The following is a 25,078-nucleotide window of genomic DNA, read 5'->3' as shown; positions in this document are numbered from 1 at the left end:
AATAAGTTATATTTTTTTCGTTACAAAACAAAATATCAATTTAACGAGCATTTTAGTAGACTTTAAGTAATTGCAACATTATATTTTGATAGTTAGAGAAATAATTGTTACCTTGTACTTATGAAAGGTTAAACGTAAAAATCTTTTAAAAGTATTACAAGTTCTTAATTTTTAAGCATTTGTAAAAATTGTTAATTTTTTGGGAAAAACACCCCTGACCAAAAATCAGGGGTGTTTTATTTTTAGCGTCATCTCAACTCATTCAAAAAAACAATACCAACCAGCCAACTCCATTTTACGCTCCGAGAGCATACCCGTTTCTAAAAACATTTATCTAATTTTAGTTAACCAAATTTTCCGCTCATCATGAGAAAGACATTCGTATTGGCAATTGCCCTAATTTGCAGTATTTCTTTACTTTTTTCAGCGTTCAAATCCAAAAATCAGCAAAGCTGGATAAGAATTAACCTCTTGGGCTACCAAACTAAGTCTTTCAAAGTAGCAGTTTGGGCAAGCAAGGGAACTGAAACTCCTAAAAGTTTTGAGCTGATAGACAAGAGCAGTGGAAAAACGGTTTACACCTCCTCCAATATCAAAGTATTTGGAGCTTATGGTCCTTTTGTTGCTTCTGCAAGGTTAAATTTTTCGGAGTTCAAAAAATCTGGAACTTACTATATCAAAGCTGATGGAATAACTTCCCCAGAAATTATCATTAACGAAAACGTCTACAAAAACACAGCTGATTTCGCTCTGCGATACATGCGCCAGCAGCGTTGTGGTTACAATCCATTTTTAAAAGACAGCTGCCATACTCATGATGGTTTTGTGGTTTACGGGAAAGAAGGAGGCATCAAAGACAGCACCCATTTTGACGCCGTGGGCGGATGGCATGACGCCAGCGATTATCTACAATACTCAACCACCACGGCCAATGCAACCTATCATCTTTTAATGGCCTATAGAGATTTTCCGAACGCTTTTTCGGATCATAAGCTAGCTACAGGTTTAGATGGCAAAAATGGTATGCCAGATGTACTGGATGAAGCAAAATGGGGATTAAATTGGCTGATGAAAATGCATCCGCAGCCAAACATTATGTTCAACCAACTGGCGGATGACCGAGACCATATCGCTATGCGCATACCAAAGGAAGACAGCCAATACGGAAAAGGCTTTGAGCGTCCTTTGTATTTTATTGATGGCAAGCCACAACAAAGAGGCAAATTCATGAACGACACCAAAGGAACGAGTTCTACCGCAGCCAAATTTGCGAGTGCTTTTGCTTTGGGCAGCGAACTTTATCAGAACGATAAAAGCTATGCTAGTCAGTTGGCCGAAAAGTCGAAAACTTCTTATCAATATGCCATTAAGAAAAAAGGTGTTACTCAAACTGTGTCTGTAAAATCTCCTTATATCTATGCAGAAGATAACTGGGTGGATGACATGGAGCTGGCTTTGGCGAAAACTGGAAAAATTACTGGCTACGGCGATAAAGCGCTGGATTCCGCTTATTATTATGCCATGCAAGAGTCGGTTACACCTTGGCTAATTGCCGACACCGCTAAACACTATCAATGGTATCCATTCATCAATTTAGGGCATTATGAATTGGCCAAGCAATCTTTTGGAGATAGAAAACGAGAACTGATAGATTACTATAAACAAGGTATCACACAGGTGTGGAACCGAGCAAAAAACAATGCATTTTATCGAGGTGTGCCCTTTATATGGTGTAGCAACAATTTAACCGTTGCTTTTGCGATGCAATGTATGTGGTACCAGCAACTTAGTGGCGATGGTACTTTCTCAGAACTAGAGCAAGCAAATTTCGATTGGCTTTTTGGTTGTAATCCTTGGGGAACGAGCATGGTTTACGGACTGCCAAGCTGGGGAGATACACCAACCGACCCGCATTCTGCGTTTACACATTTGGGCAAATATCCAATTGACGGAGGATTGGTAGATGGCCCAGTTTATACGAGCATTTACAAAAATCTAATAGGCATACAGTTAACCAAACCAGATGCATATGCTGAATTTCAAAGTGATTTAGCGGTTTACCATGATGATTATGGCGACTACAGCACCAATGAGCCAACCATGGATGGAACGGCTTCTTTGGTTTATTTATTGGCAGCTTATGACAGTAAAACGGATAAGGATTTTTCGAACTACAGAAAGGAACAAGGAGCAATTATTAGAGGAGATATAAAGGAAAAACAGCTGGCCATTGTATTTACTGGCGACGAATATGCAGATGGCAGTCAGAAAATAATTGCCGCATTAGATAAGGAAAAAGCAAAAGCGTCCTTCTTTTTCACAGGGAATTTTTATCGAAATCCTTCTTTTTCATCATTTATTAAAACCGCAAAAGCAAAAGGGCATTACTTAGGCGCACATTCAGACCAACATTTACTATATGCAGATTGGAAGAAAAGAGATTCTCTTTTAGTGACTAAGAAACAATTTGACGATGACCTTAAAGCTAACTACAAAGCCATGGAGAAATTTGGCATCTCCAAAAAGTCTGCATCCTATTTCCTTCCTCCTTACGAATGGTATAACCAAACTATTGCCAACTGGACGGAAGATTTTGGGCTGAAGCTGATTAATTTTAGTACAGGTACACGTTCAAACGCCGACTATACTTATCCCGAACTCGGAAAATCTTACAGAACCAGTGAGGAAATTTATCAATCTATCATCGAATTAGAGAAACAGCAAGGCTTAAATGGTTTTATCCTGTTATTACACATAGGAACCGACCCAAGGCGGAAAGATAAATTTTATGATAAGTTACCAGCTTTGCTTAAACACCTTAAGCAGAATGGCTACAAAGCAGTTACCGTAAACCAGTTGTTAGGAAATTGATATGATTGTTCTATGTAGCAATTGGTGAATTTGATGATATGATAATTAGTTAATAAGCTGATTGTATAGGTTAATCGCTCTGCAGGGGCATTATCACATTAGCTAATTAGCTCATTCATTAATTATCTCATTCTCACATCAGCTAATTATCACATTAAAATGTGTCGTTTTTCATTGAAATAACTAACTTTGCGGCAAAAGTTTTAAACATGAGCAATTCAGAAAATAAAAACAATTTTGATTGGGTTTGGTATGTGATTGGTATGGTGGCATTTGTACTTGCTTTCTCTGCAGTTACTTTACACATTGGTTATCTTTTCTTAGCAGCTATCATCGGCTTAATTTTCGGTGGAGTTTTCTTACACAAGATTGTAAAAGGAAGACAATACTAAGCTTTTTCACATCTACTTCTGCAGAGCAGTAAAATCAAGATACACAACCAACAAAATATTTTGATGAAAAAATTAAGCTTAATCGTGCTCCTTTTGATGGGGGCATTAGCTGTAAATGCGCAAAATTATACTAGCGGTGTTGCTTTTCCAAAAGTAGATCCCAGTCCTTTGGATGTAGTATATTATCCATTAAACACTACTAAATCTAAGGAGCCAGTAGCGCCTGTAATGCGTGTATTATATTCTCGTCCGCAGAAAAAAGGAAGGGAAATTTTTGGCGTATTAGAGCAGTTCGACAAAGTTTGGCGTTTTGGAGCAAATGAAAGTGCAGAAATTGAGTTCTTTAAGTCGGTAAATATTGCTGGCAAGAAGATTAAAAAAGGCAAATACAGCATTTTCGCTATCCCTAGTAAAGATAAATGGACCATTATCATCAACAAACAAATTGATAAATGGGGAGCTTTTTCTTATGACGAAACCAAAGATGTGTTAAGAACCGATGTGGTAGTTAATAAAATCGAAAAAACTGTTGAAGCCTTTTCAATTACGTTTATCGATAGCCCTGAGGGCGCAAATTTAGTAGCCGCTTGGGACAACACGCAAATCTTTTTACCTATCGGATTTAAGAAATAAAAACATTGCATAAATCAAAAGGGAGAATTATAGTTCTCCCTTTTTTTGTGTCTTTATCATTCCTTTTCTAAGGTAACTATCTAGATAAACGAGGAGCAATATTGCATTTATAAACAAGAAAGCACCTATAACGGTCGGATCCAACAGTCCATCAAATTTATTCGCTAGGTTGACTGTAGAGATTTTAGTTGTAAAATTTGGTACAGCCGTAGCAATAGCATAGGTTAGTATGCTTACTAGCCCAAGTGCAAAAAAGCCAACGATAGCATAGATTATTCGAGCATCGACCTTTGTCTTCAACCTAACTGGGGCGATTTCCTGCTGAACTTTCTCCATCACATTTCGTGTAAATGACATCGAAGGTTCATCGATTTCTAAATGTGTGGCTATTTGCTGATTCACTTCCAATAATGCTTCATAAAGCTGCTGAAATTCAGCATCTGTAGCTAATTTAGCTTCTATCTCTGCTCTTTCTAAATCGTTAGAAAAGCCATCAATGTAGCTCCAAAGTTGTTCTTCTTGCTGTGTCATATCAACTCCTTTACTTCGTCTTTTAACAAAAATTGTAATTTTTCTTTTAATCTATGTCTGGCCCTATGCAGTTTTACCTTTACGGTATTGGGTTCCATCACTAAAGCCTCTCCTATTTCATCTAAACTTTGCTCTCCTTTATAAAACAGGGTGATGATTGCAGCATCGTCTGGCAAAAGCATCGAAATTGCCTCGTTTAAATATTTATAGGTCGATTTTTTTTCAAAACTATCAGCATCAAATGAAGTATCTCTGTTCGCTACCTGCAGTACCTGTTCTTCATCATCAATGGAAGTCGCATTTAATTTTTTCTTCCTTAAATAGGTCATTGCGGTGGTGTAGGTAATGGTATATAACCAAGTAGAAAACTTAGAGGTTTGTTTGAATGTACCCAAAGCCTTGTAAGCTTTAATAAAACAGTCTTGCGCAATCTCTTCGGCATCTTCTCTATTTTTCGCAAAACGCAAAGCCAAAGTAAAAACAAATCGTTGATGACGTTTTACCAACGCCGCATAATTGCCGGTGTTACCAGCCAAAATGGAGTTAATAAGGTCTAAATCTGTTTCTAATTGCTGCATATATTACCTCTATGACGCTAGGTTTTTACATCAGGTTACAGCAAATTACAAATTTTAGGCGGTTAACTGTTGAGTTGGTTGATTGGCTAACTGGTTATTTGTTTAACCGCAGCACTATTTATCGATTAAACAATTAACCGATTCAACAGTTCAAACAATTAACCTTTTAATGTGATACTGCTTTCAGACCAATAATAGAGCCAATTAGAGTTACGATGAAGAACAACCTCCAAAAGCTAGCTGGGTCTTTAAACACAAGAATGCCCATCAACACAGTTCCTACTGCACCAATTCCCGTCCAAACGGCATAAGCAGTGCCAATTGGCAAAGTTTGGGTAGCCTTAATTAACAATAACATACTGATGGTTAAGGAAACCAAAAAGCCAGCGAACCACCAAGCAGATTCGGTACCGCTTGTTTCTTTTACTTTACCTAAACAAGAAGCAAAAGCTACCTCAAAAAGTCCTGCAATAATTAATATAATCCAATTCATTTATTTTTTATTTGCTGCAAAAGTCGGTGGTTAGGAAATCATTTTATTTAACAAATGATAAAAAACAATATAAAAACCACATAGAGGCATAGAAGGCTTTAAATAAAGTGAGTTATGGGTATTTCTGTTTATTTTTCAAACATATTAGCCATATAGAATGATAAAGGGGTCGTCATTTCGATGATAGGAGAACTGAAAGGAAGTGTAGCTAAATCTTTGGAATAACTTTTAACACTAATTCTCCATTCAAAGATTTCTCCAGTACGTACGGGACTTCGCTGCGGTCGAAATGACGAATAAAGCCTATGTTTCTATGTGGTTAAAATTATCACTTTGTAGCTGCCCTAATTCTACTAAGCGACACTTGTGTAATACCTAAATAAGATGCAATGTATCCCAACTGTACCCGCTGTAGAATGGTTGACGAATGCTTCATCAAATCTTGATAGCGTTCAGTAGCTGTTTTAAATTGCAAGTCCATAAAACGCTGCTCGGTAAGTAGCAGTTCCTGCTCTACAAATTTTCTTCCCCAGTTGGCAATGTTAATATGTTGACTATATAAATCTTGTAAATTATGGCTAGAAATCCTGTAAAGCACACTGTCTTCTAAAACTTCTATGCTTTCATAACCTGCCTGATTTTTGAAGAAACTCAAAAAGGAAAGCATTATACTGCCTGCTTCGCCAAACCAAATGGTTCGTTGACCTTTCTCTGTATCCCGAAAAGCTCTGGCAATTCCTTCTTCTATGAAATATACGTAGCGTTCTATCTTCTCTGCACTAACGACAATTGCTCCTTTTTGAACTTCAATCCGCTCAAATCGAGACAAAAACAAATTCTTCTCTGCTGGGGGCAAGAAAAAAATTTCATCAATTTTATTGGATATAACAGTCAATTTGCAGGGTTTCATAGCACAATTTAATTTTTTTCTTTGAATACTGTAACCTATTTTTTTCTCCTGTTGTCATAACTCACAGAACACGGTTCAGGACAAGATTATTTACAAATTAAAAAAATAAAAATATGCCAGGAGAATTAATACCAATTACGCTTTTTATCTGTGCGGCAGCACTGATCATAGGCATCAGATATCTTTCTAATAAGGAAAAAATGGCGATGATAGAAAGAGGAATCGATCCAGGACTTCGCAAAGCAACACCAATGCCTTTTTTAAGTCTTAAGTTTGGTTTGTTAATGATAGGCGCCGGATTAGGGCTAATTGTTGCCTTATTGACCACAAGGGCAATACTAACAAACTTGGATGCAGAAAAAGGACAAGCTGTGGCTATCTATTTTGGATGCATCTTTATCTTCGGAGGTTTGGGCTTAGTTATTTCTTATGTGATTGAGAAGAAATGGCTTGATAAGCAACCTTAAATAAAGTCTTCAACAGCTGGGGCCAATATTTAAACTTACGAAGTTTTCGAAACTTCGTAAGTTTTTTGTTTAGCGCTTATTTCTTCTTCCTTTTCACCGCCTTCAAAAACTGAATCAAGACTGCTTCATCGTTTTTTAGGGCTATTTTTTCATTCTTCTCAGTAATAGCGATTTTTTTCAAGTAACGTTGTAAATCGCCCGCTTCGAACGACTCTAGCAAGATTGGATACACGTAGGCACTTTTACAGACAGCACGAGTATTTCCTAATTTTGCAGCCACGCAATCTAATGCTTTAACCACTAATTTTTTAGCTGCAATTTCTGGATTTTCGTTGGCACATACCGCCAGTTGTCGCATGGCTTCTAAAGTTCCGCCCCAAGTTCTAAAATCTTTTGCAGTAAAATCGTCTTCGGTGATTTCTCTGATGTATTGGTTAATCATTCCAGAATCTACAGATTTATGTTCTTTACCATCAGTGTAAAATTGGAACAAATCTTGACCTGGGATATCCTTACATTTCTTAACCAGCTTAGCTAAACTTTTATCGCTTAACTTAATATCTTGTTTCACGCCTTTTTTACCAACGAAGGATAAGAAAGTTCCGTTAGCTTTATGTTTAACGTGTTTATCTTTTAACGTACTTAAACCGTAGCTACTATAGTTTTTCTCATAAGCTGAGTTTCCGATTCTGATCAATGTTTCTTGCAAAACCTTAACGCAAATGGCTAAGACTTTTCGTTCATCGAGGTTTCTTCGTTTTAAATCTTTTTCGACCTGTTTGCGAGCCTTAGGCAAGGCTTTACCAAACTCTAATAAGCGGAAATATTTATGATCGGAGCGTCTATTTACCCAATCTGGGTGATAACGATATTGCTTTCTACCCGCCACATCTATACCTACAGCCTGTAAATAGCCATTCTTTTTGGGAGAAATCCAGACATCCTTCCACGCTGGTGGTAACACCAACTTTTGCACACGCTCTAAAGCAACGGCATCAGTAACCTTGTTGCCTTTGTGGTCTTCGTATTTGAATTTCCCCGGGGCACCTTTTCGGTAAATACCTCCTTTTTCGGGACTTACAAAAACTAAATGACTATCGTTGATGATATCGGCTGTGCTTACCATAATTTATATTTATGGCAACAACAAAAAGGAAGAGGAAATGGTTTGAGTAAACACTATGCTTGTCATATTGAGCTTCCCGAATTGTCTTATTACTTTGCAGAAAAGGCTTCGACAAGCTCAGCCTGACACAGCGCTTATTGTTTAGCCTAAATTTGCGGTTTTGGCAAAATAGCTACTGTTAATCTACTTACACAGTTCATTTTACCTTTATCTGTATAAAGTTTAATTTCCCAAATATGGGTTTTACCCCCTATGTGTAATGGTTTACAAATGCCTTTTACAAAACCAGAACTTACCGGACGGATGTGATTGGCATTCACTTCTAACCCCACTGCGATATGCTTTTCAGGGTTGATGCACATGTAGGAAGCGATACTTCCCAAAGTTTCTGCCAATACTACCGAAGCACCACCATGCAGTATTCCAGCAGGTTGGTGCGTACGTTCATCAACTGGCATTGTTGCTACAATATAATCTTCACCTACTTCTGTAAATTCTATACCCAATAAAGCACCAATATGGTTTTTAGGTCGACTATTGAGCATTTCTGGTGTAAATTCTTTGAACCAAATCATATTTTAAGTTTTCAGGTATCAGTAGACAGTATTCAGTTTACCGACTAAGCAATTAAGCACATCAACCACTATAAGTAACGTTGTAAAATTACATTTTTATGGTGCATTACATGACCGGCTAAGATATATACCAAAGCTTTCACTGAAATTTGGTTTCCATTCGCTACGCCAGATCTATCCAGTTCTTCTTCATTGAGCGAATTGATCAGGTACATGTTCGATTTCCTTAGCAACACAAATTCATCACACAAGCTAGCTAAGCTTCTATCTTTAAAATGGGCATTGGTTACGTAATCGTTTTCATCAAAACCAGGCAAGGCTGCTTTTTCCGCTCTAGCGAAACTGGTTAAGCGAAACACCATGATACGTTCGGTGTCGATGATATGCCCAAACATTTCTTTGATCGTCCATTTTCCAGCTGCATAAGCATAATCTGCTTTGTCAGAATTAGCATTTATAAAATCAGCAAATTCTTCGGCTTGCGTTTCTAAAATGTTCAATACATCTCCCTCAACTAAGTCGATGTAGCCTTTATACCAAACCGGGTAATCCTGTATTTGTGGTGGGTTCATAAGTAATGCTGCTTTTTAAAATAATTCTGAAGGTGGTTCCTTTTCCTATTTCCGAGTCTTTCACGAAGATTTGACCACGATGATAGTTTTCTACAATTCTTTTGGTTAAAGTTAGGCCTAAGCCCCATCCTCTTTTTCTGGTCGTGTAACCTGGTTGAAAAATGGTATCGAATTTAGAACGAGGAATGCCTTTACCTGTATCGGTAATATCTATTAAAACTTCTTCTTTGGCTAGATTTTCAATAATGTTTACGGTAATTGTGCCATCGTTATCAATCGCATTTACAGCATTTTTGAGCAAGTTTTCTATCACCCAATCAAATAATGGAGCAGATAGCATTGCTCTCACTTGCTTGTCGCCGGTTAGCACAAAATTGATTTTATCCGAAGTTCGTACCTTAAAATATTGAATAAAACCGTTAATCACCTGGTGTACCACGTGATCTTCCAATATCGGCTTAGAACCTATTTTTGAAAAGCGATCTGCAATAATTTCCAATCTGGTAATATCATTCTCCATTTCCGCAACTAAAGGGTCATCTTCTGCGTCAAACCGAGTTTTAATCAATTCTACCCAAGCCATTAACGATGATATTGGCGTGCCTAACTGATGGGCAGTTTCTTTGGCCATTCCAACAAATTCTTGGTCTCGCTCTGCTCTTCTTGCGGCACTGAAACCAACATAAGCGGTAATCAGAAATAAGGCAATTACGCCTAATTGGATGTAAGGGAAAAACCGCAACTGCGTTAAAATTATCGAATCTTTGTAGTAGGCAATAAGTACTTCGTCGTTAATTCCCTTCATTTTTGCGGGCTGATGTTGTTCCTTCATCTTGCCTAGCTGCCTAGCGAAATAGACCGAATCGTATTGTTTGGTCTTATTGTCGGGATAAAGAGTTTTGGTCGTATCTAAGCCATCCCAAAGATAAATGGAGCCATCCGTTTTGGTGATGATAACATCCATTTTGTTATTCTTTTTGATGGTTTCGAAAACATCGGTAAGCTGTTCATTATCGTACATTTTCATCCGTTGCTCAGCTACTTTTACCCACAGCAAAAACTGTGTAGCTTCCTCTCTCTCCATCTTCTTCACAAAAAAATCGGAATAAAAAACAGAAGCAGCTCCAATAAGCCCTGCAAACAATAACAAGAACAATTTCCAACGCTTTTTTTTCTGATACGGATTCATGTTGAGCCAAAATACAATATCAGAACGGAAAAACCACAAAACCATTATGCTTTTTCGAAAAGCTAATCAAGATGAAAAACCTATCTTTGCAGCACAAAAGAAGTTATCGCGGGTTCATTCACTCGTCGTCATGCTGAATTTATTTCAGCATCCGTTGGGTTTAGCCGATCCTGAAATGAATTCAGGATGACGTGCTTAGGAACGGTGTTGAGATTTCGATAGGATTACACACTGAAATATGAGTAAAGAAGTTAGAGTTAGATTTGCACCAAGCCCAACAGGTGGTTTGCATTTAGGAGGCGTTAGAACTGCCCTTTTCAATTATCTTTTTGCAAAAAAACATAATGGCACTTTCATTTTAAGAGTAGAAGATACCGATCAGACCCGTTTTGTTGAAGGTGCGGAGCAATATATTGTAGACTGTTTAGAGTGGTGTGGCATTTCTCCTGATGAAAGTCCCCAGAAACCTGGTGCTTTTGGCCCATACCGCCAAAGTGAGCGCAAACCCAGCTACCGTCAATATGCAGAGCAGTTAGTGGCTAGTGGTTATGCTTATTATGCTTTTGATACTTCAGAAGAATTAACTGCTAAAAGAGCGGAAGAACCTAATTTTTTGTACGGACAAAAAAGCCGTATGCAAATGCGCAACTCCTTAACTTTAACGCAAAGCGAAGTAAGCGAATTGTTGGCGCAAAATGCTCCACACGTTATCCGTATTAAAATGCCTACTGATGAGCAGGTAACTTTTACTGATATGATTAGGGGTGTAGTAAGCTTTGAAACCAACTTGGTTGACGACAAAGTTTTACTAAAAGCGGATGGCATGCCAACCTATCATTTAGCCGTAGTGGTAGATGATAAAGCAATGGAAATTTCGCACATTTTTAGAGGCGAAGAGTGGTTACCATCGGCACCAATACATATTTTGCTTTGGAAATATTTGGGCTGGGCAGATGAAATGCCTGCTTGGGCACATTTGCCATTAATTTTGAAACCAGACGGCAACGGTAAATTGAGCAAGCGTGATGGAGATCGATTAGGTTTTCCGGTTTATGCAATGAACTGGACCGACCCTAAAACTGGCGATGTAACCAAAGGATTTAAAGAACTAGGCTTTATGCCAGAAGCTTTCGTAAATCTTTTGGGCGTATTAGGCTGGAACGACGGAACGGATAAAGAGATTTTCTCATTGGATGAATTGAAAGCGAGCTTCTCTGTAGAAAGGATAAGCAAAGCTGGCGCAAAATTCGATTTCGAAAAAGCAAAATGGTTTAACCATGAGTGGATTAAGCAATCTCCTGTGAGCAGTTTACAGTTAGTAGTTAGCAGCTTATTGAAACAGAGCGGCATTGAAGCTAATGAAGAAAAATTAGCAGAAGTAATTGAACTGGTAAAAGATAGGTGTACTTTATTGCCTGACTTCGTAGTGCAAACGGCTTACTTTTTCACTTCCCCAGCTGAGTATGATTCTGCTGCTGTAAAACCAAAATGGAATGCAGATAAAGCGGCTTTCTTTGAGGAATTTGCGAATACTTTAAATGTAGAATTAAGTGCGTTGGAATTAGAAGCCAGCTTTAAAGCATTAGCAGAAACCAAAGGCTTAAAACCTGGTGAAGTGATGTTGCCACTGCGTATTGTATTGGTTGGCGGCAAATTTGGACCAGGTGTTTTTGATATTGTGAAGTTATTAGGAAAAGAAGAAACCCAAAATAGAATCGCCAAAGGTATTGCCGAATTTAATTCCTAAATTGCTTTAAGAATTTTAAGATCTTGTATTATGCAATGGTTTGGTAAAGGCAGCGATAATGTCGAAGATAGTCGTGGTAGTGGCGGCGGAAAAGTTGCCTTGGGCGGTGGTGTAGGTATCATCATCGTAATTATTGGCTTGTTCTTTGGCGAAGATTTGACCGGCTTAGTTAGCCAGTTGCCAGTTACTACCGAGCAAACTAACGTAAAAAGAGGCAGCTCTGATGCTGATGACCCAGAGAAAAAATTTGTTGCTGGCGTACTTAAATCTACTGAGCAAGTTTGGGTAGCGCAATTCGATCAATTAGGTTTGCAATATCAACATCCAACTTTGAGGCTATTTGAAGATGGCATACAAACCGCTTGCGGAGGCGCAAGTTCGGCAGTGGGTCCGTTTTATTGCCCTGGTGATAATAAAGTTTACATCGACTTATCGTTCTTCGAAGAGCTGAAAACTCGTTTCGGCGCCGCGGGAGATTTTGCTCAGGCTTATGTAATTGCCCACGAAGTTGGCCACCATGTACAAAATTTGTTAGGCACTTCCGAAAAAGTACAAAATGCCCGCCGTAGGCTGAGCGAAAAAGAATACAATAAACTTTCAGTAATGCTAGAACTACAGGCCGATTTTTATGCTGGTTTGTGGGCACATCATGCACAAAACCTGAAAGATTTTAGGCTAGATGCTGGAGACATAGAAGAAGCGCTAACCGCAGCCAACGCTATTGGTGACGACAAGCTCCAAAAACAAGCCACTGGCGAGGTTGTTCCTGATTCTTTTACCCACGGAACCTCGGCGCAACGCATGTACTGGTTTAAAAAAGGCTTCGAAAGTGGCGATTTTAAACAAGGAGATACCTTTAATACCAATCAATTGTAAACTAAAATTTACACCCGTATTAACACCTCAAGTTGTAATTAAAATTTTTATACAGCCATTTTTAATTACATTTGAGAATGATCTTACTCGTTGACGATACTCCAGAGAATTTAATCTCTCTGAAAAATGTTCTCGAAAAACATGGTTTTGAAGTAGATACCGCCAACTCGGGTGAAGAAGCGCTTAAAAAAGTGCTTAAAAACTCGTACGTGCTCATCATTTTAGATGTACAAATGCCAGAGATGGATGGTTTTGAAGTGGCCGAAGTAATTTCTGGCTACAGTAAAGCAAAAGAAACGGCGATTATCTTTCTTTCGGCGGCAAATACCGAATTCCGTTTCATCGCAAAAGGCTACTCTTCTGGCGGATTGGATTATATCACCAAGCCGGTCGATATCAACATTCTTTTGTTGAAAATCAAAACCTTTTATCGCATCTACGAGCAAAACCGTAAACTCAGCGAGATACAGACAGCGCTTCTTGAAGAAATAGAGTTTAGAAAAGAAGCTGAGCAAAAAAAGGACGAGTTTATTAGCATTGCCAGTCACGAACTGAAAACCCCGCTAACCAGTGTGAAGGGTTATATCCAATTGTTAGAAAGAGGATTAAACAAAGGCGATATCGAAACCGTTAAAAGCCACCTTTCTAAAGCGCAGATCCAGCTGGAAAAACTCAATGGATTAATTGCCGACTTGCTAGACATCTCTAAAATTGAAAGTGGAAAATTGAAGTTCAACAAACAGTATTTCGATTTCGACCAATTACTCGATGGTATTATCGAGGTTATCCACCAATCTAATCCAGATTTTAATATCGTTAAAAACGGAATGGTAAGCGCCAAAATTTTCGGTGATGAAATGCGTATTGAGCAGGTAATCGTCAACTTCATTACCAACGCCATTAAATATTCTCCAGGAACTAGCCAGGCTACAATGACCGTCCGTTTACAGAACAACGAGCTGTATTTAGGTGTTAAAGATTATGGCATTGGCATGCAACCAGATCAAGTCAAAAGAGTATTCGAAAAATTTTATCGCGTAGAAGAAACTTCTCACCGTTTTCAGGGTTTAGGAATTGGACTTTACATTTCTTCCGAAATTATCAAAAGACATGGCGGTCAAATTAACGTTCAATCCGTTTATGGCGAAGGCTCCGAATTTTATTTTACCATACCCATAGAACAATTAAGTGCTGAAGTTTAATACTTAACTTATTTTTATAGATGAAACTATCCTTAAAAACTAACTTGCGCATTGGTTTAGGAATTTCCTTGCTGCTGCTAATTATTAGTTCCACAGCGTCATTTATCAGTATCAAAAACCTGATTAAAAGTGCCGATCTGGTGGTAGAGAGCAATACCATCATCAACGATGTTGACAATATTGTATCGATGCTGAAAGATGCCGAAACAGGACAAAGAGGCTATTTGCTAACGGGAAATACCGTTTTTCTAGATCCTTACGAAAGAAGCATCAAAAGAACTGACTCTCTTTTCTCAAGGGTGATGGCTGCCACTACCAATAATTCTTTCGAGCAGCAAAAGCTTAACGAGCTTAGAAGTATTATCGACAAAAGGATGGAAGTTTTAATCCGCACCATCCAAACCAAAAAAAACAATGGTACCGTATTAGAAGCTTCTTTATTAGAAGGCAAAAAATACATGGATGATGCCCGTCAAATCATCAGAGAAATTCGCAACGAAGAAAAAAGGTCTCTAGCGGAGAAAACCAAAGAGATGAATACCTTGGCAGGTTTTTCTCCATACCTTATCATTTTTGCGGCAATCTTATCCGTTTTAAGTACGGTTTTCTTCTATCAAAAAGTAAGTTCGGAGTTTAATGAGCGTATAGATTTATTTCAGCAATTACAGCGCCTTAACGAAGACACTGCCAAAAGAATCGATACCATCAAAAGTATCGCACATCAAATTTCTACAGGAAATTACAAGGTTAGACTGCACGAGACCTCTAAGGATGGATTGGGTAGCTTATCTGGCTCGCTAAATAGTATGGCCGAAGCTTTACAAACAGCTTTTGGCCTGCTCGAAGACAAAGAATGGATGCAAACCGGCGTGGCTACACTTAACGATAAAATGGTAGGCGATAAGGATGTGCATGAACTAGCTAATGACGTGCTTATGGCGGTTGTAGAACATACCAAAAGTATGGTTGGCGCTTTATATATTTTAGATGAAGACCAACATCTACATTTAGTGAGTGGTTACGCCTTAGATATCAACGAGAAAAGAAAAAAAATAGCCAAAGGCGAAGGACTAGTTGGACAGGCTTACCAATCAGAAAAACTGATTTTACTCGAAAAAATACCTAACAACGAAGGCACCATTAGCTACGCTACAGGTCAAACGAAACCTTCTAATGTAGTTGCTTTTCCAATCATTAGGAATGGCTTGGTATTGGGCGTTATTGAAATGGCAACGATAAATGCCTATCCGCAGCGCAAAATCGAGTTCATGAACAATATTTCTACGAATATCGGTATCGCTATCAACTCTGCTCAAAGCAGAAAAAAACTGCAAGATTTCTTGGAAGAAACCCAATCTCAGGCAGAAGAGCTACAATCGCAACACAGCGAATTAGAAGCTTTAAATGCAGAATTGGAAGCGCAAACCCAGAAAATACAAGCCTCAGAAGAAGAACTGAGGGTACAACAAGAAGAGTTATTACAAAGTAACCAAGAACTAGAAGAAAGAAGTGCATTATTAGAGGAGCGCAATCAGTTAATTCTGGAAAGAAACCTAGAGATTAAACAAAAAGCAGAACAGCTAGAACAAAGCACTAGATACAAATCAGAGTTTTTGGCTAATATGTCGCATGAGTTACGTACCCCTTTAAATTCTATTTTGTTGCTATCTAAGCTGATGTCTGAAAGCGAAGAACTTCAAAAAGAGTACACAGAGTATGCTTCGGTAATTCAAAGTTCTGGGCAAGGTTTATTGAGCTTAATTGATGAAATATTAGATCTTTCTAAAATTGAAGCAGGTAAAATGGAACTGGAAATTACTGATGTTCGCATAGAGGAAGTTACCGCAGATATTAGATCGATGTTTATGCCAATTGCTAAAGATAAGCACCTCGATTTAGTTATTGGCGTTTCTGGAGATACCCCCCATGCATTTACTACCGATAAGATGCGTTTATCTCAGATATTGAAGAATTTACTTTCTAACGCCTTTAAGTTTACTTCGCAAGGAAAAGTGAGTTTAACTATCGGTTACAACGAAAAAGAAAGTATTTTAAGCTTTGCAGTTAGCGATACTGGTATTGGCATTGCCAAAAGCAAACAAGGATTAGTTTTCGAAGCTTTCCAACAAGCCGACGGCTCTACCCGACGCAAATTTGGCGGTACAGGTTTAGGCTTATCCATTAGTAAGCAGTTGGCGAACCTACTTGGTGGTAACATTAAACTGGAAAGTAGTGAAGGTGAAGGGAGTACATTTACACTCACCATTCCAGCAGATTTTAACAACAGAACCGAAGAGTTAACCTTTGCCGAAGCCGTAGAAGAAGCTGCAGAAAAAAAGGAACAGCAAAGAAAAGAAGAGGAACGTTTTATTGTTTCTAAAATCCCTGCTGATGTAGATGACGACAGAGAAAGTATTACTACAGAAGATAAAACCATCCTCATCATAGAAGATGACACTTTCTTTGCCAAAACCTTGCTTGATTTCACCAGAAAAAGAAACTATAAAGGATTAGTTGCCGTTCGTGGAGATGTAGGTATTGAGCTAGCTCAGAAATACAATCCATTAGCGATTTTGCTAGACATCCAACTTCCTGTTAAAGATGGATGGCAAGTGATGGATGAACTGAAATCTAACCCATTAACCAGACACATTCCAGTACACATCATGTCCTCGCTTTCTGCAAAGAGAGAAAGCTTGCAAAAAGGTGCGGTAGATTTCATCAACAAGCCTTTTGCTTTGGAACACATGAAGATAATTTTCGAAAAGCTGGAACATGCATTGAGCAAAAACCCGAAGAAAGTACTTATTGTGGAAGAAAACAAGCAACATGCCGAAGCTTTGAGTCATTACCTAAGCTCATCTAATCTGCAAACCATTGTTGTTTCCAATATCAGCGAAAGCATTGACGCATTACAGCGTAAAGAGGTTGACTGTGTAATCTTAGATATGGGAATTCCCGATAAAACGGCTTACGAAACACTGGAAACCATTAAAAAAAGCGATGGATTGGAGAATTTACCTATCATCATTTTTACGGGTAAAAACCTTTCTAAGGGAGAAGAAAGCAGAATCAAACAATATGCAGATTCTATTGTTGTAAAAACCGCTCATTCTTACCAACGTATTTTAGATGAAGCTGCCGTATTCTTACATCTGGTAGAAGAAAAAGATAAAGGAAAACAACCCAGCAAATTGGAAACTTTGCAAAATGTAACCGATGTGTTAAGAGATAAAGTGGTGCTAATTGCTGATGACGATGTGAGGAACATTTTCTCGCTCACTAAAGCTTTAGAACCTCATAAAATGAAGGTTCTACCAGCTATTGATGGAAAAGAAGCGCTAGCGGCTATTAAAGCTAATCCAAAAATTGATGTAGTGCTAATGGATATGATGATGCCAGAGCTTGATGGCTATGAAACTACCAAGCAAATTAGAGCTATGGCAGAGTACAAAAACTTGCCAATATTAGCCGTAACCGCAAAAGCGATGATGGGCGATAGGGAAAAATGTATTGCCGCTGGTGCATCAGATTATATCTCTAAACCTGTAGATATTGACCAATTGATATCATTGTTGAGAGTTTGGCTTTATGATAAATCTAATTAATCTCTGAAATGGAAGCTTCACAAAAGAAAATTTTAATTATTGACGACGATAGCAGAAACATTTTTGCTTTAAAGGCTGTTTTAACTGCTAAGAAGTTTACTTGTTTGGCCGCCAATGGTGCCCACGAAGGTTTCGAAATCATCAAGAAAAACGATGATGTTGGCGTTGTTTTATTAGACATGATGATGCCAGATTTAGATGGCTATCAGGCCATGGCCAAAATGAAAGAAGACGAGCAATTAAAAGATGTGCCCGTAATTGCGGTTACAGCACAGGCCATGCTTGGCGACAAAGAACGTTGCCTTGAAGCTGGTGCAGTTGGCTACGTTTCTAAACCTGTAAATGTAGAAGAACTCGTTAAATTATTAAACAATTACCTCTAGTGTCAAACTCTGGACCAATAAGCGATGAAGAAGTTGAAATCTTAATCAACGATGTGCTAGAACAGCATGGTTACGATTTCACGGGTTATTCTCGGGCCTCCCTAAAAAGACGCTTGGCCAGATTGTACGCATTGGATAAGCATGTGAGCTTTGCCGAGTTCAGGTATAAAACCTTAAACGACGACGTTTATTTTAAACACTTTGTAGAAGGTGTTACAGTAAATGTGACCGAAATGTTTCGCGACCCAAGTTTTTATCGTTTACTGAGGGAAAAAATTCTACCTAGTTTAAATACTTATCCATTCATACGGATTTGGTTGGCTGGTTGTTCTACTGGCGAAGAAGCTTATTCTATTGCCATTATTCTAAAAGAACTTAATTTACTGCATAAGTCGCTAATTTATGCTACGGACATTAATCCGACCGTTTTAGAGAAAGCTGCCAACGGCATGTTTCCGCTTAGCCAAATGAAAAGCTACTCTGAAAATTATATCGCCTCTGGCGGAAAAAAGGATTTTTCTTCTTACTATTCTGCAAGTTACTCTTTAGCTAAATTTGATACAGAGCTAAAAAGCAAGATGATCTTTTCTACGCACAACCTTGTCTCAGACCGTTCTTTCAACGAATTTCAGCTTATTTTGTGCAGAAATGTATTGATTTATTTCGATAGGCCTTTGCAGTTCCGTGTTTTTCAATTGTTCGATCAAAGTTTAGAGAATTTAGGTTATCTGGCCTTGGGCACTAAAGAAACACTTGATTTCTCTCCCATTTCGCCTGCTTACAAACGAGTGGGTACCGATAAAGTTTGGAGGAAGGTGAGCGCATGAGAAAAATTGGAGCATTTGTGATTGGAGGTTCGGCCGGAAGCCTAGATGTACTGCTAAAGGTGCTGCCAGAAGTAAATAAAAACCTAGATTTTGCAATTATCATTGTGATACACCGCAAGCAAGGTACCGATTCTCTTTTAACCGATCTGCTAGCCCACCGTACCACTTTAAAAGTGAAGGAGGCTGATGAAAAGGAGAAAATATTGAATGGCTACGTGTATATCGCTCCATCAGACTATCATCTATTGATTGAAAAAGACTTTACCTTTTCGTTAGACTATTCGGAGAAGATAAACTACTCTAGACCTTCTATCGATGTTACTTTTCAGTCGGCTGCTGACGTTTATGGGGAAAAATTAGTTTGCTTATTATTATCTGGTTCAAATGCAGATGGTGTAAACGGACTCATTGCCGCAAAAAAAAATGGAGGCGTGACCTTGGCACAAAATCCAGCATCGGCACAGGTATCGTATATGCCCGAGCAGGCCATTTCAAGAGCAAATGTAACTTCGGTTCTTGATATCGAGGAAATGGCTGATTATATTAATTCTTTATCTTTAAACCACTAAAAAATTAAGATGAGTAAAAAGGTTTTCATTTTTGATGACAACAACGACATTTTGGAACTTTGTACCTTGATATTGGAAGGCGCCGGTTATGAAACCAAAACCTCATCCACTTCGAACGACATTATCACACAGGTTTCTGCTTACGAACCAGACATTATTCTAATGGATAACTGGCTGCCCGATGTGGGCGGAATAGCAGCTACACAAGCGCTTAAAAAACATCCGAAGTACAAGAGCATACCCGTGGTGTATTTTTCGGCTAATAACGACATTAGATCATTAGCAGAAACTGCAGGTGCAGAAAGTTATTTATCGAAACCTTTTGATATTGAGGAACTGGAAGAGAAAGTGGTTTCTTTGATTGGAAAGTAGATTTTAGCGCTACCGCTAATTTTTTCGTCATTGCGAGAAGGAACGACAGCCTGCTCCGACAATTCGGAGAAACAATCTTTGACGTCATTAATGATGGCTTCAATAAAAAAAGATTGCTTCACTCCCTACTTATCCTTACGCTTCTGTTCGCAATGACGAAACGCATAAAAAAGTCCGTGCAAGGTTGATACTTGCACGGACTTTTTGTTTGCCAGCCTTACGAAGTTTAACCTTCGTTATCATTGTTTTAAATGTAAAGCGGAAGGTTGCGCCATCTAGAAACTTCGTAAGTCTAAAAGAAAGCTATTAATTCTTCATCCTTCCCTGTTCTGCTTCAGTTCCTGTAGAGCGTCTACGAGCTGGTTTAATTTCATTTTTACCAAATCTGTAGGTAAAGTTTAAACGGAATAACTGTGTCTCATTCTTTTGGTACAAATTATACGACAAGCCTGGGTAAGCACTTTTCAATCTTGTTCTATTGGTATCAAAAACATCTGACACCGCAAATTTTAAACTTCCTTTTTTCTTTAGAATCGCTTTGCTGATACCGAAATCGATATAAGCTCTTTCTTCCAAATCAAGTGTTCCGTAAGTTAACGGCGATTCATAGTTACCATTAAGCTCTGCTGTTAAACCATCCATAATGATAAAGTTGTTTTGCATACGGAACTGGTAAGAAGTTTGCCCCGTTTTCAAAGCCTGACCATTTAAGTTTGGTGTTTCAAAAGCCATATGGAAAACGTTCAGGTTATTACTCATTGTCCACCATTTTTTAACTTTAACGGGCACTGTTAGGTTAGCCGATATAACTGTTTGCGTTTGTAAGTTTTCATTGGTTTGAAACAAAGCTTTACGTTCTTCATTTGGCAGAATCACTTCCGTAATTGCGTCATTAGTTACGCTATAACCAACATTCAAGAAGTATTTCTGCATGAAAGTATAATTCATCTCATAATTATTCGTGTACTGCGGTTTTAAGAAAGGATTTCCTTGATTGTAGGTATATTCATCCAAAAAGTAAATAAATGGATTTAAAGCGTCGTAACTAGGTCTATCTATTCTTCTTCCATAAGAAACGCCCACTTGGTGATTTTTAGACAAAGTTTGTTGTATATAAACGGTCGGAAAGAAATCCCAGTAACTGCGCTCTACCACATTGTTAGTGGTCACCAAATTGCCTTTAGAATTGGTTTGTTCCATCCTTAAACCCAACTGTACGCTCGTATTTTTAAACTGTTTGCTAAAATTAGAATACACCGCATTTACATTTTCATCGTACACAAATCGGTTACTTCTACGGACATCGTTTTGCCAAGCATTGGTCTTAAATTCCTCGGCACGCAAATCGTTATCCGTTTCTACCCAACTGCTTTTAATCCCCGCTTCAAATTTCGTTGTTTTATTAATCGGAAAAGTATAATCAACTTTTACCGCTTTAATATCAATTGTACTTGGGCTGTTATTTCTCAAACGTCCAATGGGTTTAACTGGCGAACCATTAGGAAACAACAATTCGTTTACCAATTCTGCATAATCTCTACTGTTATATCTCGAGTAATCCACATCGGCAGAAAGTTCTTGACCTGTCGTATCTAAAATAGATTTATAGTTAAGGTTATAGGCAAAGTTTCTGTAGCTAGATTTTTGATTGTTCGTGGTAGTCAAAGTAGAATCTACCTGTTTAAACGATTTGCCGATAGACGTATGGTTATTCGCTTTCTCCAAACCACTATTTAAATAGCCGTTAGCCAACACTCCAATAGTGTTGTTCTTGTTGATGAAGAAATCTACTCCTACTTTAAAATTGTTATTTTCGAAATCTCTATCATCGCCACCTTTCTGAGAAAAATAAGTTTCTGGATCTGTGGAAGTGGCATTAGCTATACGGTCGATATTAATTACGTTTGACCTTGCTCCTTTGTTAAAATTATAACTACCAAAAACGTTAACACCTTTACTTCTGTAGTTTAGGTTTAAGCCAGTGTTTCCTCTTAGGTTTTTACCATAAGCAGTACCCGCAACAAAGCTACCGTTGGCACCGCCATTTTTAGACCGCTTTGTTTTGATATTGATGATTCCAGAATTACCGGAAGCATCGTATTTTGAAGATGGATTGGTAATCAGTTCGATGGTTTCAATCTAAGAGCTTTGCATGTTGCGCAGTAAGTTGGCCACATCTGCCTGACTCATATAAGTTTGTTTACCGTCTAACATAATCAGTACGCCTTGTTTTCCCTGCATCGATATACGATCGTTTTGATCTACGGTAACGCCTGGTGCTCTTTGCAGAACTTCCAACGCTGAAGAACCCACAGCGACAGAACTATTCTCTACATTCATGACCATTTTATCTGCTTTGCGTTCTAAAAGTGGTTTTACCGTAGTAACGCTTACCGTGTTTAAAGTTTTACTATCTGATTTTAGCAGAATATCAGGTAAATTCATGATGGTTTCTCCTACCGAGAAAGCTTTTCCTTTATAGATTTGATAACCCATCATATTGATTTTGATATAGTAGCTACCAGCAGCAACATTTGGGAAGTTGAATTTCCCCTCTGGTGTAGTCATTGCTGTTTTTACCAACGAAGAATCTGAGGCTTTGAATAACCCCACCGTGGCGTAATCTATAGGTTTACGTTGCTCATCTAAAACAGTGCCGTTCACATCAATCTGTTTCCCTCTATTCGCTTCGGCAAACAGCGAAGCTGAGGTTAAGAGTGCAATGATTAAAAAGTATATATTCTTCATTTCCTTGTGTTTTATATTTAAAATTTGGGCATAAAAATCCCATTACGCTCTGGGCGCTTTTTTTAACTTTTAATAATTTTTCGCTTAGTTTTTCAAAAGGCCGAAACCTTCCTCATAGTTTGTAGCATGTAGACGATAGTGCGTTGCAAAAGGTTACAAGAAATTTTCATTTTTTTTTATGAGACAGAACACAAAAGCATAAAAATAGCTGAGAAAATAGACATCAGGCTACTTTTTGCCTTTTTTTCAATTTGACTACGCAGCCATAAAAAACTTAAAAAATAAAAACCACATAGAAACATAGCAATCCAAATTCGGATCAAAATCTATGTGTCTATGTGGTTATAATTTAGACGCAAAAAATAGGATGGCCTTATTTCATGCCCAAAACATCAGATCGGCTTTTACCGTTTCTCAATTTGACTACGCAGCCATAAAAAACTTAAAAAATAAAACCACATAGAAACATAGCAATCCAAATTCGGATTAAAATCTATGTGTCTATGTGGTTATAATTTAGACGCAAAAAATAGGATGGTCTTATTTCATGCCCAAAACATCTACGCCTTGGTCAAAAATCACATCTACCGGAATTCCTTTTTGAGACAATTTATCCAAATCAGCTTGTAGTTCTGCTTTGATAATCCCTCTTTCCTTTTGCGCTTTTTCTACCGCAGCTTTATCTCCGTTTCCTTGCAATGCCAATACCACAGCGCTTAATTCATTCATTGCTGTAGCAAATTTATCATAGTTAACCTTGTACGTTCCCGCAGCTGTACGCTCAAATGCACCTTTTTCTTGGAAGAAATTGAAACACTGCATATTCGCTTTTCCGTGGGCGCTAGATGCACCGAAACGAACCGAGCGTAAAATTCCTGCCATGTAGGTGGTATAAAAATCTTTGATATCTCCTTCTAGTTCACCTTTTTTAAGTAATCCAGTTACCATGTATAGACCTAAAACATCGGCTTTGCCCTCTTCTAACCAAGAATATTGCTCTTGCAAGGCGGTACGTACCATTCCTTTTCCAGTAACTGTGTTTTTAATACCCAAGCCGTGAGCCACTTCATGGAACATTACATTGGCAAAAAAGGCATCAAACTTGATGTGCTTTTGTTGCTCCTTATCAATTAAAACATTCGAGATTGGCACTAAAATCTTATCGAACTTCGCTTTCATCGCATTTTTTAACTGCGAGCGACGAGTTCCCTTTTCCTGCTGGATTTTTTCGTCGTTTGGCAAGTTCACGGCAATGGTTTTAGAACCTGCGTTGCAATCTCCAGCGTAATATACCACATCGTAAGCGTTCAGTTCAGAATCTGTGCCTGGCACTTCCTTCTTATATTTAGCATCTACCGGTAAACCTTTTTGAAGCTCAGGAAGCATCGAAACATATTTAGCCAAGCGTTTGCTCCACTCTTTATCTTTTACTAGCACATAGCTCTCAAACGAAGCTCTGGCGTTAAATAATTTATCTTCATAGTTTTCGATCGGGCCGATGATGATATCTAATCCATTCGATTTCATATCTAACCAAGCGTAATCACTGGCGGTATAGTTATCTGTTACCAATGCATCAGCTCTAAGGTTTAAATATTTTTTAAGCCCTTCATCATCAGCCAATAAAGCGGCTTGTTTTAATAAGCTGCTGGCTTTTTGTAATTCGGTAGCAAAATAAAGATGGTAGGGAACAGAAGTTAACTTTCCATTTTCTCTTACGATTACCGAATAAAGTCCTTGTTTATCTTTCACATCAGATTTTTCCAATTCTTCTTTGGTCATATCCAATGGGTAAAAAGTAACCCCTAATGGCTTTTCGCCGATGCCAGCAACAAAAGGCTTATCTCCATTCAATCTATCCCAAGGTCCATAGTTGATTTTTAGAAACTCTCTAGTTTTTTCGTCTTTAATGGTCGCCAATAAACTATCGCGTTGCGGATAAGCTTGCTTCCAAAAAAGTTCGTCCATAATTTGTGCTGCTTCTATTAACAGCGGCAAAACCTTACGCTCGTTTGGTGTTAGCAAATTCAAATCTGTGCTTAACCTAACTTTTTCATAGATAGGCAATCGTTGTGCTACATATTCTGTAAGTGAGTCTACTTCTTTTTTTGCCGAATTATCTTCGTTAGTATTATTGCCGGTACAAGCGGTTATAGCGGTCGCTATTGCTGCTCCTAAAAGGATTCCCTTAGCAATTTTAATATTTATTTTGCGCATATGCGATTGTTTTTTCGGGGTTTTGCGTGAATGTGTTAAATTCGTAAAATTTAATTTGCCAAATTTAATAACAAAAGATATCAATTATCCTGATTTTTTGGGAAAGTACATAAAAGAGTTGGCAGTTTTTGTTTTACAGCTAGCAAAACAATTCCTAGGCCCTATAAGTTTTTTAATCTTCCAATAACAACA

At 38.2% G+C, this 25,078-nt stretch carries 23 protein-coding genes; 12 read left to right on the top strand and 11 right to left on the bottom strand.

The features are described 5' to 3' along the window. The first annotated feature begins 366 nt into the window (after window positions 1–366). The 3 genes from CRO54_RS18255 (at window position 367) to CRO54_RS18245 (ending at window position 3,896) form a co-directional block, all read left to right on the top strand. Window positions 367–2,871: a bifunctional glycoside hydrolase family 9 protein/polysaccharide deacetylase gene (locus tag CRO54_RS18255; protein ID WP_097133513.1), complete on the top strand. Its 2,505-nt coding sequence runs from the start codon at window positions 367–369 to the stop codon at window positions 2,869–2,871. A 209-nt stretch (window positions 2,872–3,080) separates the two neighbouring features. Beyond that, window positions 3,081–3,263, top strand: coding sequence for a hypothetical protein (locus CRO54_RS18250; protein WP_097133512.1), 183 nt, complete (start codon window positions 3,081–3,083; stop codon window positions 3,261–3,263). Between the two features lie 63 nt (window positions 3,264–3,326). After that, window positions 3,327–3,896, top strand: a complete 570-nt coding sequence (locus CRO54_RS18245; protein WP_097133511.1) for a DUF2911 domain-containing protein — start codon at window positions 3,327–3,329, stop codon at window positions 3,894–3,896. 27 nt (window positions 3,897–3,923) lie between these two features. On the opposite strand, the gene CRO54_RS18240 is transcribed toward CRO54_RS18245, so the two are convergent. From CRO54_RS18240 to CRO54_RS18225, 4 genes are all read right to left on the bottom strand, one after another. Further along, window positions 3,924–4,427, bottom strand: coding sequence for an anti-sigma factor family protein (locus tag CRO54_RS18240; protein WP_097133510.1), 504 nt, complete (start codon window positions 4,425–4,427; stop codon window positions 3,924–3,926). Then, window positions 4,424–5,005: an RNA polymerase sigma factor gene (locus CRO54_RS18235; protein ID WP_097133509.1), complete on the bottom strand. Its 582-nt coding sequence runs from the start codon at window positions 5,003–5,005 to the stop codon at window positions 4,424–4,426. The genes CRO54_RS18240 and CRO54_RS18235 overlap by 4 nt, the downstream gene beginning before the upstream one ends. Before the next feature lie 166 nt (window positions 5,006–5,171). After that, a complete protein-coding gene (locus CRO54_RS18230; RefSeq protein ID WP_097133508.1) occupies window positions 5,172–5,498 on the bottom strand; it encodes a DMT family transporter in 327 nt (108 codons plus the stop codon). 328 nt (window positions 5,499–5,826) lie between these two features. Next, the gene (locus tag CRO54_RS18225) at window positions 5,827–6,393 is read right to left on the bottom strand and encodes a Crp/Fnr family transcriptional regulator (protein WP_244904299.1); all 567 of its coding nucleotides are present in this window, start codon (window positions 6,391–6,393) and stop codon (window positions 5,827–5,829) included. A gap of 128 nt (window positions 6,394–6,521) precedes the next feature. Here CRO54_RS18225 and CRO54_RS18220 point away from each other — a divergent pair, with 128 nt between their 5' ends. Then, the gene (locus CRO54_RS18220; RefSeq protein ID WP_097133506.1) at window positions 6,522–6,875 is read left to right on the top strand and encodes a DUF6249 domain-containing protein; all 354 of its coding nucleotides are present in this window, start codon (window positions 6,522–6,524) and stop codon (window positions 6,873–6,875) included. 76 nt (window positions 6,876–6,951) lie between these two features. Here the strand turns inward: CRO54_RS18220 and CRO54_RS18215 are convergent, their stop codons facing one another. The 4 genes from CRO54_RS18215 to CRO54_RS18200 form a co-directional block, all read right to left on the bottom strand. Continuing rightward, window positions 6,952–8,001 (bottom strand): DNA topoisomerase IB, encoded by a 1,050-nt coding sequence (locus CRO54_RS18215; protein WP_097133505.1) that lies wholly within the window; start codon window positions 7,999–8,001, stop codon window positions 6,952–6,954. A 146-nt stretch (window positions 8,002–8,147) separates the two neighbouring features. Further along, on the bottom strand, window positions 8,148–8,576 hold the full coding sequence (locus CRO54_RS18210) for a hotdog fold thioesterase (RefSeq protein ID WP_097133504.1): 429 nt from the start codon (window positions 8,574–8,576) through the stop codon (window positions 8,148–8,150). Between the two features lie 68 nt (window positions 8,577–8,644). Beyond that, window positions 8,645–9,148 (bottom strand): DinB family protein, encoded by a 504-nt coding sequence (locus tag CRO54_RS18205; protein WP_097133503.1) that lies wholly within the window; start codon window positions 9,146–9,148, stop codon window positions 8,645–8,647. Then, window positions 9,108–10,337 carry a sensor histidine kinase gene (locus CRO54_RS18200; protein WP_097133799.1) on the bottom strand — a complete coding sequence of 410 codons (1,230 nt, stop codon included), beginning with the start codon at window positions 10,335–10,337 and terminating at the stop codon, window positions 9,108–9,110. Before CRO54_RS18200 ends, CRO54_RS18205 begins: the two co-directional genes overlap by 41 nt. Before the next feature lie 238 nt (window positions 10,338–10,575). Between CRO54_RS18200 and gltX the strand changes: the two genes are divergently transcribed. From gltX to CRO54_RS18160, 8 genes are all read left to right on the top strand, one after another. Continuing rightward, window positions 10,576–12,084: a glutamate--tRNA ligase gene (gene gltX / locus CRO54_RS18195; RefSeq protein ID WP_097133502.1), complete on the top strand. Its 1,509-nt coding sequence runs from the start codon at window positions 10,576–10,578 to the stop codon at window positions 12,082–12,084. 30 nt (window positions 12,085–12,114) lie between these two features. Continuing rightward, window positions 12,115–12,960, top strand: coding sequence for a KPN_02809 family neutral zinc metallopeptidase (gene ypfJ, locus CRO54_RS18190; RefSeq protein ID WP_097133501.1), 846 nt, complete (start codon window positions 12,115–12,117; stop codon window positions 12,958–12,960). A 77-nt stretch (window positions 12,961–13,037) separates the two neighbouring features. Further along, entirely contained in the window at window positions 13,038–14,162 is a 1,125-nt protein-coding gene (locus CRO54_RS18185; RefSeq protein ID WP_097133500.1) for an ATP-binding response regulator, read from the top strand. Between the two features lie 20 nt (window positions 14,163–14,182). Next, window positions 14,183–17,770, top strand: a complete 3,588-nt coding sequence (locus tag CRO54_RS18180; protein WP_097133499.1) for a response regulator — start codon at window positions 14,183–14,185, stop codon at window positions 17,768–17,770. 8 nt (window positions 17,771–17,778) lie between these two features. After that, complete coding sequence (locus CRO54_RS18175; protein WP_097133498.1) at window positions 17,779–18,153, top strand: response regulator; 375 nt, start codon at window positions 17,779–17,781, stop codon at window positions 18,151–18,153. Continuing rightward, entirely contained in the window at window positions 18,153–18,980 is an 828-nt protein-coding gene (locus CRO54_RS18170; protein WP_097133497.1) for a CheR family methyltransferase, read from the top strand. The genes CRO54_RS18175 and CRO54_RS18170 overlap by 1 nt, the downstream gene beginning before the upstream one ends. Beyond that, window positions 18,977–19,549 (top strand): chemotaxis protein CheB, encoded by a 573-nt coding sequence (locus CRO54_RS18165; RefSeq protein WP_097133496.1) that lies wholly within the window; start codon window positions 18,977–18,979, stop codon window positions 19,547–19,549. Before CRO54_RS18170 ends, CRO54_RS18165 begins: the two co-directional genes overlap by 4 nt. A 9-nt stretch (window positions 19,550–19,558) precedes the next feature. After that, entirely contained in the window at window positions 19,559–19,921 is a 363-nt protein-coding gene (locus CRO54_RS18160) for a response regulator (protein WP_097133495.1), read from the top strand. Window positions 19,922–20,227: 306 nt separating this feature from the next. On the opposite strand, the gene CRO54_RS18155 is transcribed toward CRO54_RS18160, so the two are convergent. From CRO54_RS18155 to CRO54_RS18145, 3 genes are all read right to left on the bottom strand, one after another. Further along, entirely contained in the window at window positions 20,228–21,646 is a 1,419-nt protein-coding gene (locus tag CRO54_RS18155; RefSeq protein ID WP_171047940.1) for an outer membrane beta-barrel family protein, read from the bottom strand. Between the two features lie 414 nt (window positions 21,647–22,060). Further along, window positions 22,061–22,669: a carboxypeptidase-like regulatory domain-containing protein gene (locus CRO54_RS18150; RefSeq protein ID WP_097133493.1), complete on the bottom strand. Its 609-nt coding sequence runs from the start codon at window positions 22,667–22,669 to the stop codon at window positions 22,061–22,063. 540 nt (window positions 22,670–23,209) lie between these two features. Then, window positions 23,210–24,886 carry a dipeptidyl-peptidase 3 family protein gene (locus CRO54_RS18145; RefSeq protein WP_097133492.1) on the bottom strand — a complete coding sequence of 559 codons (1,677 nt, stop codon included), beginning with the start codon at window positions 24,884–24,886 and terminating at the stop codon, window positions 23,210–23,212. Window positions 24,887–25,078: the final 192 nt, after the last annotated feature.

Source organism: Pedobacter xixiisoli (assembly GCF_900215335.1).
Lineage (GTDB): Bacteria > Bacteroidota > Bacteroidia > Sphingobacteriales > Sphingobacteriaceae > Pedobacter > Pedobacter xixiisoli.
This window is presented reverse-complemented; position numbering and strand designations above follow the sequence as displayed.